At 55.4% G+C, this 25,385-nt stretch carries 20 protein-coding genes and 1 tRNA gene; 14 read left to right on the forward strand and 7 right to left on the reverse strand.

Annotated features, from left to right (window positions below):
• Positions 1 to 49 precede the first annotated feature (49 nt).
• From D0Y96_RS18340 to D0Y96_RS18380, 9 genes are all read left to right on the forward strand, one after another.
• Entirely contained in the window at positions 50 to 463 is a 414-nt protein-coding gene (locus D0Y96_RS18340) for a single-stranded DNA-binding protein (protein ID WP_158562481.1), read from the forward strand.
• A 30-nt stretch (positions 464 to 493) separates the two neighbouring features.
• A complete protein-coding gene (locus D0Y96_RS18345) occupies positions 494 to 892 on the forward strand; it encodes a single-stranded DNA-binding protein (RefSeq protein WP_117302917.1) in 399 nt (132 codons plus the stop codon).
• Between the two features lie 86 nt (positions 893 to 978).
• Positions 979 to 1,284: a hypothetical protein gene (locus tag D0Y96_RS18350; protein WP_117302919.1), complete on the forward strand. Its 306-nt coding sequence runs from the start codon at positions 979 to 981 to the stop codon at positions 1,282 to 1,284.
• A 2-nt stretch (positions 1,285 to 1,286) separates the two neighbouring features.
• Complete coding sequence (locus tag D0Y96_RS18355) at positions 1,287 to 1,577, forward strand: hypothetical protein (RefSeq protein ID WP_117302921.1); 291 nt, start codon at positions 1,287 to 1,289, stop codon at positions 1,575 to 1,577.
• Positions 1,574 to 2,626 carry a hypothetical protein gene (locus D0Y96_RS18360; protein ID WP_117302923.1) on the forward strand — a complete coding sequence of 351 codons (1,053 nt, stop codon included), beginning with the start codon at positions 1,574 to 1,576 and terminating at the stop codon, positions 2,624 to 2,626. Before D0Y96_RS18355 ends, D0Y96_RS18360 begins: the two co-directional genes overlap by 4 nt.
• Positions 2,623 to 3,633 carry a hypothetical protein gene (locus D0Y96_RS18365; protein ID WP_147325136.1) on the forward strand — a complete coding sequence of 337 codons (1,011 nt, stop codon included), beginning with the start codon at positions 2,623 to 2,625 and terminating at the stop codon, positions 3,631 to 3,633. The genes D0Y96_RS18360 and D0Y96_RS18365 overlap by 4 nt, the downstream gene beginning before the upstream one ends.
• Positions 3,634 to 3,909: 276 nt before the next feature.
• Positions 3,910 to 4,197 carry a hypothetical protein gene (locus D0Y96_RS18370; RefSeq protein ID WP_117302928.1) on the forward strand — a complete coding sequence of 96 codons (288 nt, stop codon included), beginning with the start codon at positions 3,910 to 3,912 and terminating at the stop codon, positions 4,195 to 4,197.
• A 12-nt stretch (positions 4,198 to 4,209) separates the two neighbouring features.
• Positions 4,210 to 6,258, forward strand: a complete 2,049-nt coding sequence (locus D0Y96_RS18375) for a type IV secretory system conjugative DNA transfer family protein (protein ID WP_117302930.1) — start codon at positions 4,210 to 4,212, stop codon at positions 6,256 to 6,258.
• Positions 6,255 to 7,181 carry a TadA family conjugal transfer-associated ATPase gene (locus tag D0Y96_RS18380; protein ID WP_117302932.1) on the forward strand — a complete coding sequence of 309 codons (927 nt, stop codon included), beginning with the start codon at positions 6,255 to 6,257 and terminating at the stop codon, positions 7,179 to 7,181. Before D0Y96_RS18375 ends, D0Y96_RS18380 begins: the two co-directional genes overlap by 4 nt.
• 20 nt (positions 7,182 to 7,201) lie before the next feature.
• Here the strand turns inward: D0Y96_RS18380 and D0Y96_RS18385 are convergent, their stop codons facing one another.
• A complete protein-coding gene (locus D0Y96_RS18385; protein ID WP_117302940.1) occupies positions 7,202 to 7,834 on the reverse strand; it encodes a hypothetical protein in 633 nt (210 codons plus the stop codon).
• 56 nt (positions 7,835 to 7,890) lie between these two features.
• Positions 7,891 to 8,787, reverse strand: a complete 897-nt coding sequence (locus tag D0Y96_RS18390) for a LysR family transcriptional regulator (RefSeq protein ID WP_158562482.1) — start codon at positions 8,785 to 8,787, stop codon at positions 7,891 to 7,893.
• Between the two features lie 348 nt (positions 8,788 to 9,135).
• Here D0Y96_RS18390 and D0Y96_RS18395 point away from each other — a divergent pair, with 348 nt between their 5' ends.
• From D0Y96_RS18395 to D0Y96_RS18405, 3 genes are all read left to right on the forward strand, one after another.
• Positions 9,136 to 12,165, forward strand: a complete 3,030-nt coding sequence (locus D0Y96_RS18395) for an RNA polymerase sigma factor (RefSeq protein WP_117302944.1) — start codon at positions 9,136 to 9,138, stop codon at positions 12,163 to 12,165.
• A gap of 31 nt (positions 12,166 to 12,196) precedes the next feature.
• Positions 12,197 to 15,361: a TonB-dependent receptor gene (locus D0Y96_RS18400; protein WP_117302947.1), complete on the forward strand. Its 3,165-nt coding sequence runs from the start codon at positions 12,197 to 12,199 to the stop codon at positions 15,359 to 15,361.
• 375 nt (positions 15,362 to 15,736) lie between these two features.
• Positions 15,737 to 17,683 (forward strand): prolyl oligopeptidase family serine peptidase, encoded by a 1,947-nt coding sequence (locus D0Y96_RS18405; RefSeq protein ID WP_117302949.1) that lies wholly within the window; start codon positions 15,737 to 15,739, stop codon positions 17,681 to 17,683.
• An 831-nt stretch (positions 17,684 to 18,514) separates the two neighbouring features.
• On the opposite strand, the gene D0Y96_RS18410 is transcribed toward D0Y96_RS18405, so the two are convergent.
• From D0Y96_RS18410 to mblB, 4 genes are read right to left on the reverse strand one after another with little or no spacing between them, the layout of a single operon-like run.
• The gene (locus tag D0Y96_RS18410) at positions 18,515 to 19,333 is read right to left on the reverse strand and encodes a ComEC/Rec2 family competence protein (protein ID WP_117302954.1); all 819 of its coding nucleotides are present in this window, start codon (positions 19,331 to 19,333) and stop codon (positions 18,515 to 18,517) included.
• Positions 19,334 to 20,107, reverse strand: a complete 774-nt coding sequence (locus tag D0Y96_RS18415; RefSeq protein ID WP_117302956.1) for a hypothetical protein — start codon at positions 20,105 to 20,107, stop codon at positions 19,334 to 19,336. It abuts the gene before it with no gap.
• Positions 20,104 to 22,329 (reverse strand): anti-phage 6A-MBL system cap2_3 protein, encoded by a 2,226-nt coding sequence (gene cap2-3 / locus D0Y96_RS18420; RefSeq protein ID WP_147325137.1) that lies wholly within the window; start codon positions 22,327 to 22,329, stop codon positions 20,104 to 20,106. The genes D0Y96_RS18415 and cap2-3 overlap by 4 nt, the downstream gene beginning before the upstream one ends.
• A 34-nt stretch (positions 22,330 to 22,363) precedes the next feature.
• On the reverse strand, positions 22,364 to 23,506 hold the full coding sequence (gene mblB, locus D0Y96_RS18425) for an anti-phage 6A-MBL system MBL-fold protein (RefSeq protein WP_147325138.1): 1,143 nt from the start codon (positions 23,504 to 23,506) through the stop codon (positions 22,364 to 22,366).
• Positions 23,507 to 23,677: 171 nt separating this feature from the next.
• Here mblB and D0Y96_RS18430 point away from each other — a divergent pair, with 171 nt between their 5' ends.
• Together D0Y96_RS18430 and D0Y96_RS18435 are read left to right on the forward strand one after the other, a co-directional pair.
• Positions 23,678 to 24,115: a helix-turn-helix domain-containing protein gene (locus tag D0Y96_RS18430; RefSeq protein ID WP_199480457.1), complete on the forward strand. Its 438-nt coding sequence runs from the start codon at positions 23,678 to 23,680 to the stop codon at positions 24,113 to 24,115.
• 4 nt (positions 24,116 to 24,119) lie between these two features.
• Positions 24,120 to 25,094, forward strand: coding sequence for an ImmA/IrrE family metallo-endopeptidase (locus D0Y96_RS18435; RefSeq protein WP_117302963.1), 975 nt, complete (start codon positions 24,120 to 24,122; stop codon positions 25,092 to 25,094).
• 106 nt (positions 25,095 to 25,200) lie between these two features.
• Here D0Y96_RS18435 and D0Y96_RS18440 read toward each other — a convergent pair.
• Positions 25,201 to 25,277 (reverse strand) — tRNA-Met (locus tag D0Y96_RS18440).
• Between the last annotated feature and the right edge of the window lie 108 nt (positions 25,278 to 25,385).

The raw sequence follows: 25,385 nt of genomic DNA on the forward strand, positions 1-25,385 counted from the left end.
CAAGAGTGTCCCGAGGGAACTTCGGGCAAATACAAACAGGAGAAAAGCAATGGCACTCTACGAAAACGAGCAGAAAGTGAAGGGCTTCGTCGGCAAGGACGCCGAGAGCTTCGCAACCAAGAACCAGAGCACCTGCGTGGTCTTCTCGGTCGCTACTAAGTCCGGCTACAAGGACAAGCGGACGAACGAGTGGGTGAACCACACCGAATGGCACCGCATCGTCGCCTTCGGCCAGCCCGCCGAACACGCGAGGAACCTGAAGAAGGGCGACTACGTGGAGGTGAAAGGCGAGCAGTTCACCACCGAATACCCGAAGGAGATCGTGCAGGGCAAGAACAAGGTAAAAGTGACTTTCCGCGACAAAGAGGTACGCGCCAGCTACGTGAAGCGGCTGGAGCAGCCCAAGAGCTCACGCGCCGGGAACCCCGACGCCGAGCCGGTCAGGGAGGATGACGCGGCTTAGGCCGCGTTGTCCTCCCTCGGGAGGTGACTTATGCAACTCTTTGAAAACACCGTCAAGCTCCGTGGCTTCCTCGGCAAAGATGCCGAGGCTCCCTCGTCCGACCACATCAAAGAAGATTCGTTCGCGGTCCTGCTGCTGGCAACTGTCTCCGGTGTGTGGGACCTCGGCAACAACCAGTGGAATCCACGCACCGACTGGCATCGCATCATCTGCCCCGGCCCGTTCTTCTGCGGCATGGTTCGCGGGATGCGGCGCGGCGATTACCTGGAAGTTGAAGGTGAGCTGCGTAATCAAGGCGAGCCTCGCACGGTCGTCATCGCGGGCGAGTCCCACACGGTCAGCAAAACCACTGACACCGTCCATGCGATACACATCCAGCGACTGGACCGCCCCGATGCCCTCGTCGATTTCAGCGACAGCGACACCTAACGTCGGTCGCCTTTAGCGGAGAGGCTAACGCCTCTCCGCTTTTCTTCTGACAATGCCGCGCACCGATCGCGGCGGAAAGGACACCGATGATTGCCAATGCTACCTTCGTCGCCACACTCATCTTTCTCGCGCTAGGTTTCTGGCTCATGCACGCGCTGCACTTCCTCACTCCGTGGCGCAGCCTGATCGTCCACAGCTACCTCAAGAGCATCGCGCTCTACTGCGCTCTGCTCTTCGCCAATATTCTCGGCCTCACCATCTGGATCGAGCGCAAGTTCTTCCTGCGCGACACAGGCCGCAAGCTCAGGCACTTCGACCAGGAGATACATACCGGGAAGAACGAGCTCTCCGACGAGATACGCTCGCGCTTCGGGGATGAGGAAGGACAGTAGCGATGAGTGAAGATCAATACCTCGACCGCACGCCGGACCTTGTCGCCAAGGTCCGCGCGATGCGCGAGGCCGCCGAGAAAGAGATGGACCGCTTCACGCGCGTGGCCGATTACTACGTGCGTCGTGTCGTCGGCCAAGGCTCGAAGGCATCGCCGGTTTCTGTCGAAAACGTCCCGCCTTCTTCCGTCAGCGAGCGCGCTAAGAAGCGCGTCACTTCATCCGCCTCTGCTCAGGCTTCGATTGAGTTTGCGTCTGCTCCTGCGGAGCGAGCCGATGAGGAGGAGGGTGCATGAGGCTGGATATTCCGCAGGAACAGCCCCGGCGCCGCGAAGGGAGCGACTCGACTTCTGGATCATCCAGCAATCACACTATCGCCCGCCGAGTGCCGGACAACCCCATCCTCCATCGCCTGAAGTCTCTGGAGCAACGCCCTGCGAACCCTCGCGGGCCGCAGCCCCAGGCGGCTCGCAAGCGTGCGGAACAGTCGCGCGATATTCCGCGCGAGCGTCGCCGCCCTGTTGCCTCGGCGGACCCGCGCCGTCCAGCGCGTGCCACCGGCAACGTCGTCGGCCTTGAATTGCGCTCGGAGGAGAAACAACTCCTGCGCGAGGCTGGCCGCTTTCGCGTCGTCCGCACGGCGGACCTCCGCGAGACGCTTTACAACGGCAAAGCCCGTCCACTGGAGAACGACCTCCGTTATCTCCGCGACAAGGGGTTGGTCGAAACCACGCACATCAATCTGCGCCGCGACGGGCAACGGCGCTCGATCGAACGTGCCGAGGTTGTCACGCTCACCAAAGACGGTCGCCGCCTGCTGCTGAAGCAGGGCGACCTCCCCAAAGACCAGTGGATCTACGCCGGCCTGGTCAAGCCGCGCGAGGCCGAGCACGATTCGCAGATTTACCGTGCCTACCGTAAAGAAGCCGAACGCATCGAGGACAAAGGCGGTAGCAACCTGCGCGTGCGCCTCGACTTCGAGATGAAAGCAGATGTCCAGAAGGCCATCTACGCGGCGCGCAAAGCAGACCCGAAGCGCGACATGGCAGAGATCAAAGAGGAAGTGGCCGAGCGGTTAGAGCTCCCCTTGGTCGATGGAAAGATTCAGATTCCCGACGCGCGGATCGACTACGACCTCCCGCGCGAAGAGGGGCAGGACGCTAGTCAGGGTTCCCGTACCGGCCACGAGGACATCGAGGTATTGACGGCTGCGTATCACGCGGGTCACCTGCGCGCCAAGGCGCAGGCAGGTTTCCGCGCTTACGCATCGGCCTCCGACCGCGCCTCACTCACCGCCAAGATCGAAGACGACCACGGATTGATGGAGGACATTCTGGACCTATGACGATGGACTACGACCCAATCTCATCGCTCGAAGCTATCGGTTATCTCGAACGAGAAGCCTCGTTCCTGTATCTGGTCGCCATTCACTCCGGGTACTTCCTGCGCCGGCAGTACAGCCAGTTCGCGCAGTGCGATCGCGGAGCGATGTCCACGCGCTTCCTTGAGAAAGCATCCCGGTTTCATCATCTCCGTGTGATCGAGTGCGGCCAGGGCAGGCACATCTATCATCTGGCCTCGAAGCCGGTCTATGAAGCGGTCGGGAGGCCTGACTCACAGAACCGGCGCCTTAAAGGTGATAGCTATATTAAGGCCCGGCTCATGGTGCTCGACTTCGTCCTCGCACGCCTGAGCGCGAACATTCTGGAGGATGAAGCGGGCAAGGTCGATTTCTTTACCACGCAGTGTGGCGTCCGCTCCGAGTTATTGCCTCGGAGCTACGCCGGACGCCTCATGTATTTCCCCGATGGGTTTCCGATTCTCGTCTCGAACGCTGGCGTTCCACGCTTCACGTTCTTCGACGAGGGGCAGGTCACCGCTACTCGCTTCGAGCGATACCTCAAGCAGTACAATCCGCTGTTTGCCGCGCTCGGCGAGTTCGAGCTAGTCTTCATCGCCGACAACGAGAGCAACTCGGACCGCGCGAAAGCTGCCTTCGGTCGCTTTCTGCCTGCGGACCGGATGCGCGGCGTCACCCCGATGACGCCCCTCGGTGTCGATCACTTCATCCGGTTTCTCGGGGTCCGGCAGCAGTCCGAGGTGGGTGGGCGTGGCGTTCTTTCGAGTGATCTGCAGACTCTGCGGGAGGGAGAGAACCTCTACGCCTCGCTCGAACACCAGGCTCTCTACGCGGCGTGGAAGCTGGGAAGCACCAGCGAGGAGAAGATACGGCAGCGATTTCTTCAGACGTCCATGCGTGCGACGTTCTCCACCGTAGTTCTGCCGTACGGCTATCCCACTTCGGCGATGGAACATAGGCAGCCAGTACACGAGGGGCTGCGGGCACGATAGCGGGCACGCGAGTGGACTCACACAAAAGGAGCTTACCGATGCAAGTACAACGAGTTACGCGGGTAGATGGGGTCAGGGAAAGTATGTGCGTGGGGTGGGAGCGACCCGGTGCTGCGCACCTCCCGCGTCGGCTCCGCCGCGCTGGTCGCTCCCACCCCACGTACATCACATATCCGGCGCGGATATTTCACGCATCTGCGCTGGATACAAACCGGGTCAGTTCAGCATCCATCGCCGATCCACATCAGATACACACTTCATCGACAGGAGATACCCATGAGCAAACTTAAACTGGAGCACGGCATCAGCAGGATTCGACGCGCGAAGCTGCAATCTTCCATCGACCAGACCGTAGCCGATGACATCGAGCTGATGGCGGAGTGGTCGAACAACGAAACCAACTATGTCGTCAATGAACTGCTGCGGTTCGCGCTCACCCATGAAGAGGACTTCCAGAAGTACAAGGCCAGCGCAGCCGCGACTGCTTCACGGCCCGCCGTCAGCGCCAAGCAATCTCCGGCCAAGCCCGAACCATCGCCAACCAGCACCGCAGCCCACGCATAGGAGGAATACCGTATGCGTGAGTCTCCACGCCTTCAGAAGTACGTCCGGCTGTTAGTCGAGCATCGCTTGATCCTGTCGCTCGGATTGAGCACGGCCTGCGGCATCGTTCTCCATAGCCTCTATCCCATCCACGCCGACGATCCCTTGCTGCTCCTGATCGCCTACGAACGCCCGCCCATCTTCCACGCGCTGGCGCACGGCTACGACCTGTTTCTCTACACCACGCCGTTCCTGTTCTTCTCGCTCATGTTCTCGCTGGCATATATCCACCTCTACAGGAAGGATTCAGAGCTGGCGCTTGGCGTCCTTCCGACTTATCTCGATCCGCGCGCACGCCGGAAGCTATCTCTCATCCTCGGTGAGGTGCATCGGCAACTCGTCCCGAATCCCGGCCCGTTCCCATACTGGCTCACGATCCCTGAGCGCGGCCTCTATACCGGCATCGCCTCCTTCGGCTCTATCGGCTCAGGAAAAACCTATGGGCTGATTCTGCCGGCAATGCGCCAGTTGTTCTCCTATCGCGCGGACGACCCCGAACGCAAACTCTCCGGCATCGTCCTTGAGGTCAAGGGCGACCTCTGCCGGCAGCTTCAGCGCATCCTTAAATGGTGCGGGCGAGAACAGGACTATGTCGAAGTGTCGCTCGACGGCGACGTTCGCTATAACCCGCTCAATAACTCCCTCGATCCTTACGCGCAGGCGTTCAACATCGCCTCCATCATTACCTCGATATGGGGCAAGGGCCGCGAGCCGTTCTGGCAGCAGTCCTATACCGACCTCATGCGGCACGTCATCCTGCTTCATCGCATCCGCGATGGATACCTCACGATGGTCGATCTCTTCCGCACCGTCATCAGCGCGGGCACGCTGGAGGCGATGCTGTCGGAGGTTGGTTCACGCTTCAGCACCGCCAGCTACATCGGCATCGCTAAGGACGCATATCACGGACAGGAGTCCATCCTGTCTCCGCTCGGCTTCGAGTGGCGACAGGACGCCGACCTCTATCTTGCCGGTTGGACGGAGCAGCTAGAGCAGTTGCTGGTCCAGCAAACCTCCGCCGAGTTCGGTGTCTACACCCGCAAACCCTACCGTCCCGACCAGCGCGAACGCTTCGAGAGTGTCCGGTACTGGTATTGGGAGCACTGGAAGTTCTTTCGTTCCGAGATCAAGACCTCGATCATCCAGGGTATCGTCGTGTTCCTCTCCTTATTCGAGACAGACCCGCAAGTCCGCCGCGTCTTCTGCCCGCCGAAAGAACTGTATGACGGCAAGCCATGTGCCGTAGATCCCAACGGTCGTGTCCTGCCTCCATTCGATGAGTTGATCGAGTCGGGTGCAGTCGTGGGCCTGAACTTTCCTGTCGCCCTGAACCCGGCACTTGCGAAGACTATTGGCACCATGATGAAGGTGGACTACCAGCGGGCCGTGCTGTTGCGCATCCCAAGGATGGATGCAGAACCCAATAGGCACTACCGGCCTACCGTTTTCATCTGCGATGAATATCAGAACTTCGCCACAGTCGGCGGCGACAACCCGACCGGGGATGATAGGTTTTTAAGTTTATCCCGACAGCCAAAGTGCATCCCGATTGTCGCTACGCAGAGTGTATCGAGCCTTAAGGAAGCATTGCCCAATGAGGGTGTGAAGACGCTGCTCCAAGCGTTTCGCTCGAAAATCTTCCTCACGACCTCAGACCCGGAGACAGCTCGGTACGCATCCGAGCTGTGCGGGAAAGAGGACCGCACCCACATCAGCTACATCGTCTCCGAGTCCTCCACCAACGCCAATGTCGGCTTGCTCTCGGGACGGACATCCTCCAGCAAAGGTTCCGTCTCCGCCTCTAAGCAGTATCAGAAGCACAAGGAACCGCTTTTTGAGGAGAAGATATTTTTTGATCTCAAGAATGCGCAATCCGTGGTCGTGGCCTTCGATGGCGTCAGCCCGTTGCCGCCGACATACTGCTATCTCAAGCCGGACTTCCTGCCCGTGCAGATGAGTTGGTTCGAGCAGGAGCAGATTAACTTCGAGCCAGGCGCGATACAGAAGGAGGCACTTAAATGAGCTTCGAGGTCATCATCCCTTTTCTGAAGCCAATAGAACATCTACTGAGGAGTGCAACGATCTCCGAAATCATGGTCAATCCCGATGGGTCGGTCTGGATCGAAGAGAACGGAGACATTGTTCGGCAGTCTGGCGTTCGCTTTGACGACGGAGCCTTGATGACGGGCCTCGAAGTCATCGCCAATCGCTTCGGCAAAAAGCTCGATGCAGATTCCCCCATCCTGAATCTTCGCTTGCCTGACGGCAGCCGCATGGCGGCCCTTATACCGCCGGTCGTCAATCCAGAACCGATGGTGACTATCCGTAAGCATACCGGGCGCAACTTCACGATCCATGACCTGATCGAACGGAAGGCGCTCACCGAAGCCCAGGCCGAAGTATTGACGGAACACGTCCGTCAGGGAGACAACGTCTTGATCTCTGGAAGCACCTCATCAGGAAAAACCACGCTCGCTAATGTGCTCGCTACCTTCATACCGGATAACAAACGCATCCTGATCATTGAGGATGTCGCCGAACTCCATATCAATAAGCCCCACGTTGTCTCTGCCGAGGTCCAACTTGATACTCACAAAAGCCAGATTGATTTCTCCGATTTGCTCCGGGCCATTCTCCGTCACAGTCCGGGCCGGATCATCATAGGAGAGATTCGTGGACCGGAGGCACGGGTCTTCCTCGATGCTCTGAATACAGGCCATCGCGGATCGTTGACAACCATTCATGCCAACAGCGCAGCGGATGCGCTCCGGCGTCTGGCGCAGCTTGCGATGCGCGGCTCAGGAGACGGTGTCCCGCTGCACGATGTAGAGGAAGAATGTGGTCGGTCCATAGATATGATCGTGCAAGTTGTGAACCAGGATGGATGGCGTCACGTTACAGAGATTCGCACATCGGCAGAACATGCCGATGCGCGTCCCTCGTGATTTGGATCATGCTGCGGGAGTCATTGCCCCGGAACTTCCCAACCCTTGCTAGTCAACTGCAGCCCAGCAACCTCGGTTGTCCTGGATACGCCATTGACCGTTGTTCGTATGTCTGCGAACGCCTGCTGTACCTCCGGGCTCTGTGCCCACGGAGCAGAGTCCACAAGTTTGTAAGTGTATGTGACCTCGCTCTGTGACGAAACACCCACCTTCGCTGGCTCGGTCCATTTGACGATTGCATCGACGCTCTTCCGCCCATAGCAGAACCCGTCGGTCTGTCCGAACGTGCCGGGGATTTGGTGAAAATACTTCCTGCCTGACTCCGTTAGTTCATACCTCTTCACAGGTTGTGCGGGGCCGGAACCGCGCAGAGGATCGAGCATCCCGTGAACCACTGCAGTCGTCTCGGTCGCTTGCACCAGGCCGGCCTGTTCCAGAGCCGCCAGCTTTGGTCCGATCCCATACTGTTCGTTTTGCTCCGACCGGGGAAGGTCGATGGGAAACTGCCGGCCGATCACCGTGCAGGCTTCGCCGTGCTTGGTCAGATATTCATTGATCGCCGTAGTAAAATTTGTGTCGCTTGGCTTCTTTGCACTGTTGCACGCAGCGAGGGTGATTAGACCGGCAATAGAAACGAGATGGGGCCAGCGCATGAGTGAACTCTCCGAAAAGTTGGTTGAGTGGTCGTTGTGGCAGTTGAGCTGCCAGGTCAATTCACGTTTGTCCGCAGAACGGCAGTTTCAGCCAATGCCAATTCCACAAAGTCACTTATGAGTTTCTGGTCGTGATCCCGGCGAGTGAATATCCCGCTCTTCACCGTGAGCAGCCTGTCGGAAAGCGGCCTGACCACGACATCGTAACGGTGGGACATAGCGGAGAATCTGGTCATCAGCGCGATGCCGACGTTCTGCGTCACGAGCCACAGGGCCTCCTTCAAAGAAAAGGCCTCAGATGAGAACTTGAGCGAAATGCCCAGGCTCTCAAAGTGCGCCACGATGTCATCGTGCCTGCCCGGAAGCACCTTCCTCAGGACTGAAATCAGAGGTTCGTCCGCTAAATCCTCTGGCCGGATCGAGGACCTTGTTGCGAGGCGATGGCCTACAGGCAAACAGGCCATCAATGGTTCTTCAAAGAGCAGACGGGCAGACAAGTCAGGTTCGAGAATCGGCAGAATTCCGAACCCGACATGGAGATCACCCTGGAGAATGCCCTCGACGATCTGATGTGTCATGAGGCTTTCTCTCGTTACGGACAAAGAACCATTACCGTCCGGATGAATGTGGCGCACGATATCAAGCAGCTTCGTGTTCAGATAGGTCGAGTAACCGATGCGAAGGTCGTTCGTCTGCGCACGAAGAAATGCCTGCACACGATCAAGTCCGAGCCATGCTTGCCTAACGGACTCTTTCGCTGACAGTAGATAGAGACTTCCGGCTTCAGTCAGCACCATCCGTCTACCCACGACCAGAAACACCGGCGTCCCGATTTCTGCTTCCACGCTCTGAACGCGCTTACGCACAGCGGACTTTCCGATGCCGAGATACTTGCCTGCGGCTCCGAATGAACCCTTCTCCGCTACCGCGAGGACGGCGATCTGGCCGTCCATAGTTACTCCGAGTCGACGCATAGCTGGGCCGTGAGCGCAGGTACAGGCCAGCCACTGGTCGGTCGTGGGGGGCGCCCGACATGCTTTTCCTCGATTGTTAAAGAGTGAAAAATCACCCCTAAACTACCCTCGCCCAGTGAAAAAACTTGCAGAAAGGCCGATTGTGGCGGCTGAGGGGCCACTCCACATCACACATTGCCTGTCTCATCTATGTCTAAGGGGATAAGAGGGTTGAGCGGGAACCGCACTCTGATGAGGTCGAATTGCCTGGTCTTCGGCGCAACTGTAACAGAATATTTATAAGGTGCGAGGGTAGATTGGCTCCCAAAAACCACTCTTTAAGGGCAAATGGATCAAAACAGGCAACAGCGACAAGCGCCGGCATCGGCGCCAGCGGTCAGGACTGAGCAGGTCCTCGAACGCTACTACGGTCAGCTCGTAGAATGGGGCACCCTTCTGACGCGAGGCGATCAGAACAAGGCCCAGGATCTCGTTCACGATTTTTGCCTGCACCTTACTGTTACGAAACCAGACCTGAGCGCCGTTCGGGATATGGACGGCTACCTCTACAAATCCCTTCGGAATATTTACGTTTCAGGGCTGGCCCAATCGTCTCGTGAGGCCTTACAGCTCGTAAGCATTGCCGAATACGATTCGGTTCAGCTTGCCGCGATGCCGCGTCATGCGGGGGACCCGTTACAGCGCCAGAACGATCTGCGCAGAATTTGTTGTTACGCGGTTTGGCGCAAAGCTCAGACCAAGAGCGCCAGTTATTTCATCCTCCGCTACTTTCACGGCTATCACCATCAGGAGATTGCCGATCTCGCCTGCGTGCCGATCTCCGCAATCTACAACAAGTTCAGAGCATTCCGAGTAGAGGTTCGATCCTATCTCGAAGCTCCGCGAAAATTACAATTCACCAGCCGCGAAGTTCCGCCTGTGCCGGCGCTGCGTTGGACTCCGCTGTCTTCGATTGACCTCTTCAAAGAACTACGCAAGAGCATTCTCGATGCACGAACAGGGGATTGTTTACCTGAAGAGGAGCTGATTGCGTTTTACACCTCGGAGCGTCCAAAGCCGCTCTCCTGCTCACTCCTGTCCCACATCGTTAGCTGTGAACACTGCCTCGCGCTGGTTGACAGTCACCTGCAGCGTCCGACGCTGAAGGATCGTGAACCGCTCGACGAGGTGGGGGATATTTCCGATGGCGCGGGTACTGAAGCAGGCAAGCCTGCCGGAATGTCCCGCGAGAGACTGCTGCGGTCGGTTCGTCGGTACAGGACTGAGGTTCTCGAACATCGACCGAGGACGCTGTCGATTGCTGTCGATGGCAAGATTCTTGCGTCGCACGATGTGCAGGCGCAACGGAATGTGCTGTCGGCCAGGATTGACCGCCCGGAAAACGCCAGCTTTGTCGAGGTGTTCAGCGAACAGGGCATTCGTCTCGCGCTGATCTCCATTGGCGAGCTGCCGCCGGAAGGCCCACACGGCCAGACACAACGCGTAGACCTTAGTGATGACCGCTGGCTGGATCTGAGCCTCTCATTCGATGGCCTCGGGTTGAATAGCGAGGTCGTCTACTTCGATCCAGCACTCGCGCCCGAGCTGATGGAGGAGGACGATTCGGATGAATTCGTAAGAATCCTGCCCCGGCCAGAACCGAGCCGTGCAGGTGACGGAAACATACTGTCGTGGCCCCGCACCTCGGCCTGGCTCGCAGCCGTTCGTAAATTCCTCCGTCCAATTACGCCCTCCCCTGTGATTGCTTGGTCGTTGGTCATTGCCAGCGTATTCTGCGTTGCTGGCTATTTCGTGCTCCGCAATGACAAGACTGTGCCTGTTCTAAGCGCCCGCGACATTCTCAATCGGTCTATCCAGGCGGAAGCGGCAAGTCTGGAGGGACAGACCGAGCATCAGGTGTTCCGCTTTGAGGAAGCAACCGCCGATGGCAGCATCCTTAAGCAAGGAACCATCGATCTGTGGAAGGATGGCGACGGCAAGAGGTACATGCGCCGTCTCTATGATGTGCAGCATCGGCTCATTGCGGCTGAATGGTCACAGCGCAATGGCGACCGCGGCGAGTATCCCGTGGCCGAAGACTCACAGGCCTCCGGTGCAAACCGTGAGATGCTGGCTGACAATCTCTGGAAACAGGATGTCTCGCCCAGCGCATTCCGCGAATTGAACGGCGAAAACGCTCAGATTCGTGCTACTGAAGATGGATATGAGCTAACAGCTACCGAAACGGGAGTCTCCCACCCGCAGCTCATTTCTGCGACTCTCGTCCTCGACCATCACTACCATCCCATTCGTGAAGTGATGCGAGTGCGCAACGGCGGCGAGGTCCGTTTCGTACAGGCTGACTATGAGCGCAGGCCGTCTTCATCTGTTCCTGATGCAATCTTCGATCCGCAAGATCAGGGACTACGCTCTAAAGTGGAGCGGCGCCCATTCTTCTCTAAAAGCGTTATCAGCGATGTGCAGTTGGCCGAGCTGCACATCGCTGTGCTGTATCAACTCAATAACCTCGGCGCCGACACAAGTGAACCTATAGACGTCGAAGAAACTCCCGATGGGCGAGTGCGCGTCACCGGAGCTGTACCGGATGACTCTCGCAAGCAGCAGATACTCGCACGTCTCAATCTGCTGGAGAACCATCAGCTTCTCGAAGCACATCTGTTCTCTCCAACCGATGTCCAGAAACCCGGATTCAAGCGTCCTCGGGTCATCGGTAGCACGATAAGCACATACGATGTTGGCCAGACAAAAGCCCCGGCAGACGCAGCTCTGCGTGGATTCTTCCAAGCGCAAGGCATGTCGGGAACAGCGTTAGATGCTGCTGTCGTCGGGTTCTCGCGTGATGCGCTGGGGCACTCGCAACGCGCACTGCAACATGCCTCCGCGCTGAATCGTCTCGGCAGCACTTTCCCGATCTTCGAGCTTGGCTACGTTAGCCTCCCGTCACAGCAACAGTGGACGGAACTGGTGGCGAAGCACACCATGGCGTTAGAAGTTGAATTGCGTGCTCTGCATGACCAGTTAGCTCCGCTAACTCCCCTCCGCGATCAGCAACCGAGTATTGGCCAAACTAATCCCGCGATCGAGAACCCCGCACAATTTGCCCGTCAAGCAAACCAGCTTCTCGGCAAAACCCAGGACTTGAATCGAACTGTCGGTAGCATCTTCGCATCCGGCCAAGAGCCAGAGGAACAACCACCTGGCCTCGATTCCTTGGTAGCTGCTACCAGCAAGGCAATCCCACTGCAGGAAGCAGTGGAGTTAACAAGTTTCGCTGTTCAGTTGAACGCATCAGGGAGAACAGCATCGATAAGCCGGCAACAAAGCAGGCCCGATAAGCAGACCCCTAACCAACCATAGCAATTAGAAGAACACACAATTTGGAGGACCAATGTCTCGACAGATTCATGCCGTATACCTGAAGTGTCTTTTCTCCCCGGTGCTGCTACTCGCAATCGCGTTGCCCGCGCTGGGCCAGTCCACCGCTACTGTCACTGGTATCGTGCAGGATACATCCGATGCGCGCATTCCACATGCGAACGTCAAGCTGATCAACACGCAGACTGGGACAGAGAGCACTTCACAAACAAATAACGCCGGCGATTTCGCTCTGCCAAATGTGATGCCAGGTCATTACACCTTGCAGATCGAGCGCGATGGATTCGACACAACCCAGCTCACCGGAATTACCCTCAATGTCGGCGATAACAAGAGTGTAATCATCCGAATGAAAGTCGGTTCAAAAAATGAAACCGTCACAGTTGATGGCAGAGGCCTCACGATTAACACCACAGACGCTTCGGTAAGCACGGTCATTGACAGAAAGTTTGTCGAGAACACTCCGCTTAATGGACGTAGTTTCCAAAGCCTGATTTTGCTTACGCCCGGCTCAGTGACAAATACCCCTCAGCAGGCCGCGAGCATCGGCAACTCCGGCGAATTCAGTATCAATGGCCAGCGAACAGAATCTAACTATTACACCGTTGATGGAGTAAGCGCGAATGCAGGTATTGCTGTAGGTGTAGGCGGCGGCGGGACGAGCGGCTCCTTGCCGGCATCGACGGCATTGGGGACAACTCAAGCCTTAGTCTCGGTGGATGCACTACAGGAATTCCGAGTCGAAAGTTCGACGTACTCAGCTGAATACGGCCGCAATCCGGGGGGACAATTTTCAATGGTGACCCGATCGGGAGCAAATGACCTACACGGGTCCTTATTCGACTATTTCCGAAACGATGCACTTGATGCAAACAATTGGTTCAATGACAACACCGACCCAATCACAAGGAGGACTGCGGAACATCAAAATGATTTCGGAGGGACCCTAGGTGGCCCGATTCGTTTGGGGAAACTTTACAACGGCACCAATAAGAGCTTCTTTTTCGTTTCTTATGAGGGGTTGCGTCTATTAGAACCAGTGGCGGCGTCAATAAACCCGGTGCCAGATGCCGCATTGCGCCAATCCGCGGTCGGTTTGATGCAAAACGTTCTAAACGCGTTTCCAAAGCCGACGATGAGCACTGATTTGACGCCAGGATTAGCGGCCTTTGTTGGCAGTTGGTCGAACCCAAGTCAGGAAGATGCGACGAGTATACGAGTCGACCACTCCCTTGGATCAAGAGATCACTTATTCTTTCGGTTCAGTGATACCCCTTCAAACTCGTCGACGCGCGGTACTTCCACAAATTCCAGCCCGTCTGTCGTGTCTACTTATCAATATGCGACAAAAACATACACCTTCGGCAATACCTTCGTCCTCAAACCCTGGCTGACGACAGAAACGCGTCTCAATTTCAGTTCGAACAACGTTACAGCGCACGAGACAAATGACAACTTCGGCGGCGCTGTCCCTGTCGATCTGGCCGCCCTAGAAGGCATTAGTACAGATTCGCAATCGCAGGTAGCTCTTGTCATTGGGGGGTATGATCCAACTCTCATTCAACTGTACGCAACGAGCCAGCAGCAACAGTGGAATGTCGTGCAGACGTTGATCGCACAACGAGGAAGACACACAATCAAAGTCGGCATTGACTGGAGGCGCGTCGCTCCGTTTGCAAACGTAGGATCGCCCTCCGCCGCCTATTACTTTTACAGTCCAACAACAGCAGCGAATAACAGTGTCGATATAGGCCTGGGTGAATCCAGCGCGAAATTTTATCCGGTCTATATGAACTTTTCTGTATTCGTACAAGACGAGTGGCGAATCAGTCAGCGCCTTTCGTTATCGGGAGGTATCCGCTGGGATGTTAATCCTGCTCCTGGAGTTAGGCAAGGGCTGATGCCATACACGGTCAAGGGACTTTCAAATCTTTCAACCATGACCCTCGCTCCACAGGGGACGCCTTTGTGGAGCACAGCTTGGTACAACTTTGCTCCTCGCCTTGGTGTAGCGTACACCCTGGACACCGTACCTGCTCACCTTACCGTTTTGAGAGCGGGGGCTGGGGTCTTTTTCGATACCGGTCAGCAAGTCGGATCAGCCGGATATTCGGGTGTTGGCCTAAGTGCCAGAAACTATTTCGGATCCGAGTTCGGGACCACCGCGGCTTTTCCTGCGCCTGTAAGCGAGGTAACACCAGCAATTAACCCACCGACACCAACGTACTCGACGGTATACACAAATCCAGCCAACCTTCAGGTTCCCTACACCTATCAATGGAACGTCAGCCTAGAGCAAGCCTTGGGAAATCTCCAGTCGCTGACTATGTCCTACGTTGGGTCGAACGGAAGAAAGCTTCTCCAGGAAACAGAGCTCAGCGTAGGCGCACTCAATCCTTCGTTTTCGTCACTTGTGGTCTACACGAATGGGCTGACCTCCAACTACAATGCCTTGCAGGTTCAGTTCAAACGCCAAGTGAGCCATGGGCTTCAGGCTCTTGCGTCGTACACATGGTCTCATTCTCTTGACTATGGCTCATACAACACTGATTTCCCCTATCAATATGGCAACTCCGATTTTGATGTGCGTCACAATGCTACGGGCGCGTTGTCGTATGACATTGGCGGACTAAAGGGGAAATCCTGGCAACACATGCTCAGTTCCGGATGGGGGTTGGATGGACGCTTCACTGCCAGAACAGGTTTCCCGGTCACTTTGGAGGGGAATTCATCGTTTGATCCGGTTACCCAAGAACTATATTTCGGCGGTTTGGATCGCGTACCGAATGTTCCGGTTTATATTTCGGGCACCACGATCTATGGCAAACAACGCATAAATCCGCTTGCATTCACTGTACCGGCAGACGGAGTTGTAGGGAATGCGCCGCGGAATTTTGTCACCGGTTTCGGCGCCGTGCAAACCGATTTGGCAGTCAGGCGCTCCTTCAGCATTTTTGAGCGATTGAATGGGCAGTTCCGTATCGAGGCATTCAATCTACTGAATCATCCAAACTTCGGAATTATTGGATCTACATGTTCGTACTCTGAGGGCCCTTGCACGAATGTTCAGTTCGGACAAGCGACTGCGACGCTGTCTCAAAGCCTTGGAGGATTGAGCCCTATCTATCAAATGGGCGGTCCTCGCTCCCTGCAAGCGTCTCTGCGCTTGAGCTTCTGAACGTAACAGACATGGAACAGAACAAAATGACGAAACAGATTTCAGCCTTTATAGGTATGCTGACATGGCTCGCTGCACTAACCCCCTTCATGCTAGGGCAGCGAGCCCTCATTCTTCCGAAAGATTGCGTGGAAGTTCGCTATATTCAGGGTCTTTGGCCGAGCCCTAATGGCGAACATCTCGCATATCTTGTCAAAGTACCGAACCTCGCTACCAATCAGAACGAATTTGAACTTTTCGTCCGTGATACGGATTTAGACAAGCAATCCTCGGGGCGACTACTCGTTACTGCACAAGATGTTAGCAGTGTCATGTGGTTACGCAATGAACATGCGATAGCTATCGCTCGCAAACCTAGACGGCAAGCGCCAGATCATGATCGTCGACGTGCTTTCTGGAAGTATTACCCGTGTTCTTGTTTCCCCCGACACAGACTCGTTCAGCATTAGTGGGCATGGTACAACGATCGCTTATAGTGTCTTGAACAGAGAACCCGAGAGAAAGAAGCCTGGCGGTGCTGAGGCTGAGGGCTACCGAATTGCTTTTGATGAGGATACAGAGGTATTGCATCCAACGCACTCATTTTATGTTCTGAAACAAGGACAAGACGATACGTGGACACAACCCCAACTTCTCACGATACGAAATCCGATCACCAATGCGCGTGAGACGCAGTTGGTGGTCAACTCTCATTTCACCGAAATCAGCCTCTCACCGGACGGGAATCAGTTGTTGTTTCAATACATGACGCCAGCTCTACCTAAAAGTTGGTATGACGATCCGATAGTGAAGCTATATGCCGTCCAAAATACCTTTTTCGAAATTCTTGTTCGATATGACCTTACAAGGAAGGAGACTTCACTAGCCTTCGACTCCATTTCCACGTCGAGCGTCCCTGTGTGGTCCGATGACAGCAAGACATTCTTTGTCAATGCGTACTCACCTGTTGCAAGCGCATGGCAGGCAGACGATGTGCATGACAATCTCGCTCGTCCAAATAATGCCAATCTGTTTGCTGTGAACTTTGAAAGCGACACAACCGTCGAACTTGTTCGCCACATCAGCTTTTACCATGAGGCTCCAAGCCTTGGAAGCAATGGTAGAAACCTCGTCGTTCACGTAGCTGGAAATATGATCGCACGAGTCGACTTTGATCGGAACGGATGGCGCGAAACTGGACGTGAAAGTATTCCGAGCGGCGAACTGAATAGAATTTCTGCTGTTGCGTCGAATGGCCACACTACGTTTGTTGTCGCGGAGGCTGTAACAAGACCAGAGGATATATTTGGATATAGATCAGGAGAGCAACGCTTACACGTATTGACGGATTTGAATCCTGAAATTCGCTCGCTTGAATTCGCGAAAATTAAACAAGTCGATTGGAGTGTCGACGGCAAATACACGGCAAGTGGGTTGCTCTTCCTCCCGCCTGACTATACACCTGGCAAGCGCTATCCCCTTGTCATTCAGACCAAGGGAGAGCAAGGATGGTTTGCTTGCGACTCTGGTTTCAGCCACTCTCCATCCTTCGCTCCCGAGCCCCTTGCCACTGCAGGAATCGCATACCTCGCACCATTTTCTAAGCCTTCGGCGGGTGGACCGACGACACCACATCAGCTGGATGGTCAGTATCCAGGAGGTGTAGCAGAAGCTGTTGACCAAATGAAGATGTGGGACAGCGCGGTGGATGACCTAGCCCGCCAAGGGCTGATCGATCCATCGAAGGTCGGCATAATTGGGTTCAGTCGTACTGGGTTTCACGTTGAATTCAACTTGGCCCATGCCAAAACACATTACGCGGCGGCGACCGTTGCTGACAATGTCTCATATAGCCTTGCAGAGTATCTGTATCTACCCGATGATTCTCATGCCGCAGATGCTATGTTTGGCGGCCCGCCTTTCGGGGCAAGTCTTGTGAATTGGGAGCGGTATTCAGTGTCCTACAACTTGGATAAAATCCGGACGCCTCTGCTCATGGAAGAGATGGGCTATGGAGTTCATGATGACAATTCAGAGAAAATTCCGCTCGATCTCGTGCTCAGCTATGAAATCTATCGAGGGTTGCGCATTCGAAAGAAGCCTGTAGAGATGTACTACTACCCCGATGAAGAGCACCAGCCTGACCATCCTAAAGCACGGCTTGCTAGCATTACACGCAATCTGGATTGGTATAGATTTTGGCTCCAGGGATATGAGCATCCCAATCCCGAAGACCCAGATCAATACAAACGCTGGGAGCATTTGCGCGAGTTGCGAGATGCCGACCAAAAGGCCACTGGGCCAATCAACAATGATTCCCAAACATCCGAGGCCCCGCGCTAGTTGTTGTGGTGTTTGTAGGTATCTAAACGAATCCTAATCATGACAGAGCAACAGCGACAAACGGAGCTTCAACGGATTGATTGCGCCATTGATGAGTGCAGTTCGGCGATTGCGCAGCTGCTGCAAGGTTGCGGATCAAATCGGAACTTCGGTGAAAACCAGATGCGGGAGTTCCAGCGGTTATTTCGCTCTCGCAGACGCCTGATCGTTCGACTTGCGCGGCTCGAACGAGGTCGAGCCGCGCAACCCCATCACAAATTCGGGTCATCGGCAGGCGTTGAAGCAAAGCCATGACTCTTGCCTGGGAGCACCTAATATGGCGACGCAGAGCCCGGCTGCAGATTGAACTGCCACAGCACGGCCCATCGTTTGTGACCCTCATCAAGTTGCTCGCAAAGAGCCAGGTACTCATCACAGATGTCGATGAGGAGAGACTATCGTCGTTCTTGGCCTTTGAACCAGGAGTGTTTGCCCATAGACCGGCTGTCGTCACACTTGTAATCAGAACGAAGGGCCACAGCCACGAAGAGCGGCTGCTCCATACACTTGCCAGTTTCGGCTATACCTGCAGCAGAGTCTGAGGAACAAATTTTTGGCAACTCTTGCGCGCTGCCGAAACTCCACGGAACGAGAGAGCGCATGTGGTTGAAAAGGTGAGCCGTGCGCAAGTATTGCGGGCGGAAACAATCGCTCTGTCTGCCGGCAGAAGTAGTCGCTTGGACCACCGGCGAAGGCAGTCGCGCCGGGAAGTCGAAGTCGCGTTGCAGCCCCCGCAGTGACGTAAATTTACCGACACGCGCAATGACCGTAAAACCCAAAGCGTGACCTAGATTAGAGCTTCACACCGATCGCCACCGAAGTCGGACGCCCAGCCTCTTTGGTAAGTCTGATGTGGCCATCACATCTTGTCGTCAACACCCGCCTGGTCTGCCCGTTGGACCATACAATCCCTGTTGCATGCTTCGAGTAGTCATGCTCCTGAGAATCATGGACTATGCTCTTGTCGGACAACAATACGATATGCGGCTTGCAGTAGCTAAAGACCTCTTCTGCGTATCCAGCGTTTCGTCCGTGATGGGATGCTATGAAGAAGTTGGTTTCCTTCAAGCATTGGCAGAAAGCTGGTTGCTTCATAAGCTCTAGCCAGCCTTCACGCTCCAAGTCCCCAGGAATCACGATTCCGCAGCCGTTATATTCTAGAAATGTTACGAGGCTGAGATTGTTCATGTCTGTGAACGCTGGATATTGATTGTGGAAGTAGGTAACCTTCACTCCTCCATAGTTTGGTTGCACCGTCACAGGATGTATCCAGTGCTCGTGCATATCGAGGGCACTGGCCATTGCAGTCGTAATTCCTCCATTGCTTTCCTTTTGCCTCCGAATGAAGTCGACCGGGATGCTACGGTTGCGCGCGACTGTACTGAAACTGACGACCTTGCGAAGGGCAGGGAGAATCGCTACATGGTCCTGGTCAAAATGGCTGAGTGCAAGACCGTACATGGTCTCGATCTTACGATCAGAAAAGTATCTGGAGGGGTAGAACTGAAGTCCATCGTCGTATCCGCAGTCAAAGAGAAGGGCTAATCCACCCGGCGTTGTGGCATACGCGCAGAATCCGTGACCGACGTTGAATAGTGTGAAGGTGAACATTCAGGCGGTTCCTTTCCTAGCCCGCCCTTTGCTAGATGGCGAGTCACCGTTGATGGAGTCTGCAGTCTCAGCCAAGCGTTCTGCATAGGCGTCTGCGGGGATGCGAACCCAATCGGGAGTGAACCGAAATGCCCAAAGCAGAAGAATCGCAAAGACGCATATCAAGGCGCCTATGGATTCTGTGGTGATTATTTCCGAGATTGAGTGCAGGTGGTAAAGCCATACAGCGCCGCCTGCGAATGAAAGAGAACTCACAACGATGCCCAATGGTCGGAGGCCGCAAACGTTACGGCGATAGCCGTAACTGATGTTCTCTTGGAAGACCAGCGGGTACTTCTTCGTATCGCGAGTGTGAATTCGGAGATAGGACGACCATGCGCTATACACTTGGTCAGCAATAGCCGGGTCGGCGGCTTCTTCTTCAGGAGAAGGTGCTTTCGTGCCTTTGACAAGTGTTGACAACTGCTTGTGATAGCGCGTCTTGGTTATTGCATCTATCCGAGTGTCCCGATGGCGAAAGATTGCGGCCGATGGAAGCCCTCCCCATGCCTCGAAGAATTGCTCCTCACGTTTCTTGCCGGCATCACGGGCAAGCTGAGTCAGCAAGAACGCGCCGCCACATCCCGCTAAGACCGTAGCGAACGACTCAAGCGTAGATAGTTTTGTTGAGGCCACTCCGACGATAGTGATGACGATCGGCGCAATCAGCAACAACGCTGGATAGAGGCGTGCCTTTCGCTCATAGCCGTCCGTGATTAGATTGAGCGGAGTCATTTGGCCTCACCCAAATCCACGTTCTGTTGAGAGCTAATTGATTCGACGAACCATCTCGCTTCGAGTTCACCGACGATGGCCATGACTGGCTGGTAGCCGTCCTCGGTGGCCTTTTCAGTAATCCACTCAAACACCTTGCGATCATCGCCGCTGGGGCCGGTTCCGAAGCCGTTCGGATGCGAGTGCCACTCTCCAACATATTGGAGCATGCCGCTTGTGGCCCTTCCTGCATGTGCCACCTTGTCCAACAGCCCCTCACAGCCTCGGATAAACGAAGTTACCCGCTTCTTCGAGTCCGGCGGCGCTGGGATTGTATCTGCGATGTAGACAATACGGCTGGTCAGATCCCATGTACCTAAAAGCACACCTCCCGTTTCCGCAGGAAGACCTGTCAATCTTAGAAGCTTCAGCTTGTTCAGCAAGCCACGATCCGTTACGAGCTTCCAGTCACCGATCTGGCGCTCGATCATGTCTTCTGGCGGAATCTGCAACGCTTGAACTGCGTCTTCTTCGTCGGCTATCCACACCCGTATGCACGCGCCGTCAGAGGAAAGAGCCTTCTTAATCGCTGCCGAGGTCAACGCAGCGTGAAGAGCTACCCGATGAGCAGGCAACGTGTTGGAGACATCACGACAAGAGGTTCCGTAGCGAATGGACCTAGGAACAACTGCGAAGTGATTGCCCAACTCTGTGCGGGACAGGATTGCCCGGTAATACTGCATCTCCAAGGAGTCGAGTCTGGTGAGCCGCTGAGCGTCTTCGCACAGGAGGATCGAAGAAGAACCCGACGGGTTCATGAATACCGACGCGCGACGACCCTGCGCAAACGTCTCCAGGGCCAGCTTTCGGGCTACCGGCACCGACGCCGAGAAGTCGAGGATAGCGTCGGCCGCCTCAAGAACACGACGAATATCATCTTCCTTCTCTCCAGCATTCAGCACATCTGCAAAGACAACTCCTTCGACGATTGGCTCGGCAATAATCATGTCAAGGTGCATTTTCATCGCGTCTACTTTAGACATGCCGACCAGGGAATGGACCAATGCATGTCGAGCAAAATTGTGAGGTAGCAGGACGTCACTATCGACCAAGGACCACTTGCCATAGCCGCTGCGCGCGAGTAGATTGGCGATCTGCGAGCCTAGCGCCCCCATTCCCACAGCAGAGATTCTTCTGAGATCGACGGCAGAACCATTAATCGATGCGGCTCGCTGCCGGTCCAACGCGAACGTGGGGTTGAGGGGAACGAGGGTGATATGGTCCAGCCTCTCGTGGTCGATGGTTCCACCGATCACATGCCCTGGCACTCCGTTGTTCAGTTGCCAAATACCCAATATCTCGCCGATTTCCCCAACAGTCGGGTTCGTCACAAACACTCGCGTCTCTAATGCCTCGACAGTATGTCCCACTTCTCGTGCCTTCGGGAAAAAGACGATCAAAGCCAAGTGGCACGCTAAGAGCCAACTCTCTCTCGGCCAGTTGCTTAACTGATCCCTGAGAGATGTCACCAAGTCGCCTCTTGCCGCTATCGAAGCAGACTGGAGATCGGAAAGAGTCTGCGGAGTCCAGTTCATGACACCGTGTAGGACGGGTGGACAGAAGTAGGTAGCGGCCACAAATGCGGCTCCTTGCCCCTGAACGCCCCCGGCGAGATAGCGTGCGATATAAATCTCCCCCCACGGTTTCCTGTCGACGCGCGCGATGAGCAGTTGTGTCGGTCCCAGCGCTGTTTTCGCATAGATATCGGCAGGCAACACAATCGTGTCGCGCGTGCCTAGAAACAGTGGTTCGAGCGGCTGATCGTCTTTGTGTAAGGCTCCCTGCGCTGTTTCACTCAACCAGGTGCGAATGCGCTCTACGATGCTGACTGCTGTCCAACGAAGCTGGCCCTCAGAGTACGCTTCCTCATAGAGGCAGAGGCTGCGTGGAAACTCAACTGGCCGCAGATACAGGTGTGGCACGACGGGGAAGTTTTGACGCAATGCCAGCACTTCAGGCCAAGCGTCATTCTTCGGTGGGAACGACACACTGATGCGTTCCGTTGGATGGATGTCGAACTTTGTGATCTGGCTCAGTTCAACATCTACATCAAAAACAATCGTCTCGATTCGATCTGCTCCCTCAACAGCTACCCTCGCCTCAACAAAACGAGCATACGGATTAATTTGGCGCACCAAATGGCGCGCCAGACCCTGTGCGTGCGCACCCACGAGCGTATCCACAGCCACGCTCTCGCCGGGAGCTGCAAAAAGAGCGTCAGTCACCGTTGCCAGCCCTCGGCGCGGGCTGGCTTACAGCTGATACCAAGCCAGCCGAGTAGCTCTTCTTCTGCTTCGCCTTTGATCCAGTAATTTCGATAACGAGTGTCTCCGGAGACGATGCTTTTGGATTCTCCATCGTCACAATGTATGTACCGCCCTGGGCGTCTGCCTGCTCGCGGTAATAATTTGCCGCCTGCCTATGCGGAGGCTGGGGGTCATCATCATTGGTCGGTATTGGTTTGCTTGTCGAAATCAACGTGGCGCGCCACAGGAGCTTTTTCTCGTAGAAGTACGCGATATCCTCCGTGGGCTTCGTCTTCGTCGTGCCCTTGTCGGGGCCGAGCGAAAGATAGCTGGAGTGGTGAGGGATCTTAACAATATCCGACTCCAGACGTTCCTCCCGGTTCTTCGAGCGCGTAATGCGAACGATCTCGCTGAGCGGTTCCTGCCGGATGTCCGCGCCGAAGAACACCCTGGTCTTGGTGCCGTCGGCGGAGAAGGTTGCATGAAGGACGAGGCACCCGTCGTTGCGCTCAACGTAGCTGCCGTCATCGGTGCGGCAGGCAAACGGCGAATGTACAAAGAATTCGACTCCCTGAATCTCGGCCAGCCAGCCAGGAACGAGTTGACCGGCATCTGTGATGAGGGAACGGCGGTCAGCGACCGACAGGCCTTCGCCTTCGAGCCAATTCTTGAGTTCTTCCGGGCGCGAAAAGACGCGGATTCCGGTGCCCTCCTTAAGTCGGTAGCGAGCTTCCTGGCGGATGATCCGATCTTCTTCCGTGCAACCTTCTTCTGTGATCACCGCCGCCGGCACCCACATCTCGTCCATCTTGATGCGGCTTTTTCCGTCGACTTGGCCTTGGTATTTCTGCGCATGCCGCAGGTAGAAGAAGTTCGAGGTCCCGCGAATGTGGTCATCATCAAGATGGGTGAACATGACCACCTTGTAAGAGTCACGCTTGCAGGAATCGAGGTCTTTCCGCAGCTCGGACGGGAGATCGATGCGCAGGTCATCTTTGCAGGCCGGGTCCCGCATCGCGGCATAGTCAATAAGGATCTGATCGCCGTTGTCGAGATCGATCCGGCAGCAATCTGCATTACCCAAGGGGAAAAAGCTCAATCGATGCGTGGCCATTACTGCTCCATGAAGTGAATTTGAGTCAGAAAGCGGGGCCCAATTGTCACAGATCGAATCCTCTTGCAAATCCCCCGAAGGCGTTTTACAGTTGGGTATATCCGACTGGTTGTAATTATCCGACGAAGAGTCAGTCTGGGTCAACACTTTTTTACGACGGGTTGCTAAATAGTGGAAAAATCAGCCATCGACCTCAAACGGCTCGGCGAAAACGTCCGATTTCGGCGTCAAGGCAAGGGTTGGACTTTGAATGATCTGGCGGAGAAAAGCGGGATAAGCAAGGCATACATCTCGGACTTGGAGAACGGCGCCGCTGGCAAGCCAAACATTCAATATGTGTTCGCTATTGCCAATGCGCTGGGTGTGACGCTGGACGAACTTTTGGACAACGCAGCGCCGAGGCAGGTCGATTCTTCACGGAAGAAACGACCTACAGAAGATCTCCCACCGGGGCTGAAAGAGTTGCAGATGGAGATGAACCTCTCCGACTCGGAAGTAGAAATGTTAGCTCAGGTGAATTTTAGGGGAAACAGACCCAAAGACATGGAAGGATGGCGATTCTTGCTCGAAGCGATCAAGATGCTGAGTCAACGAACCGCACAACGATAGCACGATGGAAACAATACGGGTCGGCGGCAGGAGGTATTCAGATCCCGATGTTCTCTCCCTCATCAAGGCGACCGGCAGCCTAGTTGACCCGCGGTCCTCTGTGCTTACGCAAGCTCGCAAGCGTCTCCAAACGCTCAACAAATTTCATGACATACCAAAAGACCCGATAGAACGGCTGACCATCCTCGCTTCTATTTGCGGGATTGCCGAAGTCGTTCCGATGAATATTGAACAGCGGAAGGGCGATAAGAGAGACGCTCTCCTTGTGCCTAACGTATCGGGTGGGCGTTCGATTATCTACAACCCTACTGCCCCCCGGGCCCGCGTGGCATTTTCTATTGCCCACGAGATCATCCATACTTTTTTCCCAAATAGCATCAACGGTGCGCGCTTCCGCAACATCTGTGCCAGCGAATCCAGGGAAGCAAACGAGCTGGAGAGGCTTTGCGATCTGGGAGCCTCCGAGTTGTTGATGCCGCTTAGCGATTTTCAGAGGGCGGCAGCCACGACCGGCTACACCCTCTCTGCGGTTTCGACGCTGATGGAAATTTTCGGTAGTTCGTTCGAGGCGACAGCTTTCCGCCTTGCCTCTGCCCACCCCGGTATCGCGGCCGCAGGTCTGCTCCGTTATCGCCTTCGTCTCGAAGAGCAGCGTCGCAAGAAGGCTATATCCCAAACACTCCTTTTTTCATCGTCTGCAACCAGCAGAGGCGGAGAAGAAGCGGAACCGAAGTATCGGCGGCAGTCGCTCCATTTGTCGGAAGCATGCAGCGATGCCCATACGATTCGCTGGAATAAGTCATTTCCTGTGGAATCTATAGTTAATAGCGCGGCTACCAGCGGCGATGTTCAGGTTGGATTTGAAGGCTTACCGAACCAAGTGACAAAGAAAGGCCGTCTTGAGGCAGTAAGGGCTCCCTATCAGCGAGATGAGGCAGACCCTGTGTTCGGAGATGTGCTGTTTTTCTGGTCCGCGTAAAAGATGGCAGTTACCCACCTCTAATGGGGATAAGCAGCCTGGCGGTGCTATTCAGGCCACACCTTCAACAAGCGGCCTTCTGAAAGGGATCGATAGCAAATTCGGATGGTTGCGGGGGCTGGATTTGAACCAGCGACCTTTGGGTTATGAGCCCAACGAGCTACCGGGCTGCTCCACCCCGCATTGCTATAGTAGCAAGGCCTGCGGGGTGGGTCAAACCACTTTGTAACACTGCTGCAATCAGCGAAATCCGCTATAACCCCAGCGACCTTTGGGTTATGAGCCCAACGA

The sequence above is a fragment of the Paracidobacterium acidisoli genome, assembly GCF_003428625.2.
GTDB classification, from domain to species: Bacteria; Acidobacteriota; Terriglobia; order Terriglobales; family Acidobacteriaceae; genus Paracidobacterium; species Paracidobacterium acidisoli.

Coding starts and splice junctions, on each gene's coding strand:
- D0Y96_RS18340 (WP_158562481.1), top strand. CDS start 50: ATGGCACTCTACGAAAACGAGCAGAAAGTGAAGGGCTTCGTCGGCAAG.
- D0Y96_RS18345 (WP_117302917.1), top strand. CDS start 494: ATGCAACTCTTTGAAAACACCGTCAAGCTCCGTGGCTTCCTCGGCAAA.
- D0Y96_RS18350 (WP_117302919.1), top strand. CDS start 979: ATGATTGCCAATGCTACCTTCGTCGCCACACTCATCTTTCTCGCGCTA.
- D0Y96_RS18355 (WP_117302921.1), top strand. CDS start 1,287: ATGAGTGAAGATCAATACCTCGACCGCACGCCGGACCTTGTCGCCAAG.
- D0Y96_RS18360 (WP_117302923.1), top strand. CDS start 1,574: ATGAGGCTGGATATTCCGCAGGAACAGCCCCGGCGCCGCGAAGGGAGC.
- D0Y96_RS18365 (WP_147325136.1), top strand. CDS start 2,623: ATGACGATGGACTACGACCCAATCTCATCGCTCGAAGCTATCGGTTAT.
- D0Y96_RS18370 (WP_117302928.1), top strand. CDS start 3,910: ATGAGCAAACTTAAACTGGAGCACGGCATCAGCAGGATTCGACGCGCG.
- D0Y96_RS18375 (WP_117302930.1), top strand. CDS start 4,210: ATGCGTGAGTCTCCACGCCTTCAGAAGTACGTCCGGCTGTTAGTCGAG.
- D0Y96_RS18380 (WP_117302932.1), top strand. CDS start 6,255: ATGAGCTTCGAGGTCATCATCCCTTTTCTGAAGCCAATAGAACATCTA.
- D0Y96_RS18385 (WP_117302940.1), bottom strand. CDS start 7,834: ATGCGCTGGCCCCATCTCGTTTCTATTGCCGGTCTAATCACCCTCGCT.
- D0Y96_RS18390 (WP_158562482.1), bottom strand. CDS start 8,787: ATGGACGGCCAGATCGCCGTCCTCGCGGTAGCGGAGAAGGGTTCATTC.
- D0Y96_RS18395 (WP_117302944.1), top strand. CDS start 9,136: ATGGATCAAAACAGGCAACAGCGACAAGCGCCGGCATCGGCGCCAGCG.
- D0Y96_RS18400 (WP_117302947.1), top strand. CDS start 12,197: ATGTCTCGACAGATTCATGCCGTATACCTGAAGTGTCTTTTCTCCCCG.
- D0Y96_RS18405 (WP_117302949.1), top strand. CDS start 15,737: ATGATCGTCGACGTGCTTTCTGGAAGTATTACCCGTGTTCTTGTTTCC.
- D0Y96_RS18410 (WP_117302954.1), bottom strand. CDS start 19,333: ATGTTCACCTTCACACTATTCAACGTCGGTCACGGATTCTGCGCGTAT.
- D0Y96_RS18415 (WP_117302956.1), bottom strand. CDS start 20,107: ATGACTCCGCTCAATCTAATCACGGACGGCTATGAGCGAAAGGCACGC.
- mblB (WP_147325138.1), bottom strand. CDS start 23,506: ATGGCCACGCATCGATTGAGCTTTTTCCCCTTGGGTAATGCAGATTGC.
- D0Y96_RS18435 (WP_117302963.1), top strand. CDS start 24,120: ATGGAAACAATACGGGTCGGCGGCAGGAGGTATTCAGATCCCGATGTT.